Here is a 1,970-nt window from a genome sequence, read left to right as displayed (position 1 = left end):
GTATGGCAATATCATCACGCGTAATTATCTCTTCCAGAATACCTTTGTCAACATGAGCGGCGTCTGCACGTTCGAAGTGAACGTGGAGAAGACCTGGTCGCTTAGCTGGGATCCGGGGCAAGAAGGACCGGAAGGTCCGGACGGGAATCCAACCACGATTCCGGACCCCCAAACCGAGGAAGAAACCGTCACGGAGCGATACACCGTACAGCGACCTTACTCCTATTGGGTGATCGATAACTTGGAAGTTTACCGCATCCAGCAAGGCGTACTGCGGAATTATGCGCTGCCTGGAGAGCAGATCACCATCACACCTCAGGGCTATCAGCCACCGTCGTACAGCACAAATCGCTCCGGGGCTTACTATCCGCCATCACCGCCAGATCCTATCGTGGCACCGGGTGGCTCGTATGGCGGCAGCTCTTACAAGTCGAGGCCATCTCCACCAAACGAGAACTTGCAAAGTGCAGCTGAGGACGGCGTGGATCAAGTCGAGGTCACGAACGATGCCCTCGTCTTTAACGGCGCAACGATCATGAACCCGAGTCGGACGCCGGAGAGAGGACCTGCGCCAGGCAGTATCCCGGCGCCAACCCATATTAACGAGAACGTACTGTATCAACCGAACCAGATGATCAGCTCTAGCAAGGTCAACCGGGCCAATACCACAAGTGCAGGCACCATATCGTACGGCTTGCTTCCGGGTAACATCAATGGCGGCAATGATCAGGAGTTTCCGATCTATCAGATCAACACCGTCACGGTACATACACCTGTCGTTAATTACTCCTCCGTGACAGATGATCAAGCACACAACCAGAAGACGACACCGAATTTCAGCCGCTCTGCGTTCATCTTGGACAGACCGTTCACGGTACGTATCCCAACCGCAGGCCAACATCGGAACATCCCGGGGTATGGCAATCGTGACTATGCCAAGTACGTCAGATCCAAGCAGGTCTATTTCCCGTTTGACGTGTACAGTGGGGACAAGCGTATCTTCTACCCGAAGAACACCTGGATCACGATCCCGACTAGCCAATTGGACACCGAGTTCTTCTTGCCTGTATGGGTGGATGAAGGGGATTACCAGGTCTACTTCCGGACGATTGCGGAGAATGCGCCGCCTGATATCAGTACGCAGCCCAGCGCCAATCTGGATCTGGCCCACCATGTCGCCACCGACATTGAACCTGTCGAAGTGATTGGCCGCGTCTACGACTTCCGTATCACGGACATCGTTGACTACAACTGGGAAACCGTCTTCCGCCAGCAAAAAGGAAGTGCGACCCCCAGCGGAGCGTCCTACTGGAGCGGACTGCGCGACTTGGACGGGGCGGCCCGTGGCAACGCCTTGCCTTACACCCTCCCGATCGCACCGGGCAAGCATCCGGTGCCGGGGTACAAGAACGTAGCGGTCAAGACCGGCTACCATTTCAAATTCGATCTCAAGACCAAGGGCAATATGTTTACTGCCCGGGACGGCATCTCCATCACGCCGAGCTTTACGTTTGTCAATAAAGACGGAAGCGGACGGCAGGAGGTGGACCTCTATTACCACAGCGGCAATCGGTACTTCATCAAGATCGGCTCGCCGCAGGATACCGAGAAGCGCTACGTCATACTCAACGAAAGGCTGCGTAATGTGCCGCTAAGTGAAATGCAGGATACCGCGTCATATCTTTATAACCATGGGGGCGCTCCTGCTGGCATGTCAAAGGGGGCATTTACGCAGCACTACATTCAAAAGATAAGCCAGTCCAAGACCTGGGTCGGTCGGCTGGATTGGCTGCTGTTGCCTTCCGGTGTACGTACCTTGATCGGGCCGAAGGCGAACCTGCCGGCGACGGTCGATGCAGAGCGCGCCAACGCTGCGGTTCAGCGCTGGTATGGCGAATACAGCCTGCCATCTGACGTGTATATCGTGAAGAAAGGGACGGATGTGGCCGAATATGGGCGAAGTAACCGAC

1 protein-coding gene is annotated in these 1,970 nt (G+C 55.5%); it reads left to right on the top strand.

The annotated features are described in order from the left end of the window. On the top strand, positions 1–1,970 hold a 1,970-nt coding region (locus ACFRAK_RS28100; protein WP_394573052.1), incomplete at both ends, for a DUF5704 domain-containing protein.

It is taken from the genome of Peribacillus sp. NPDC056705, assembly GCF_043656335.1.
Note: the sequence above shows the minus strand (reverse complement) of the source record. Positions and strands in the feature narration are given on the sequence as shown.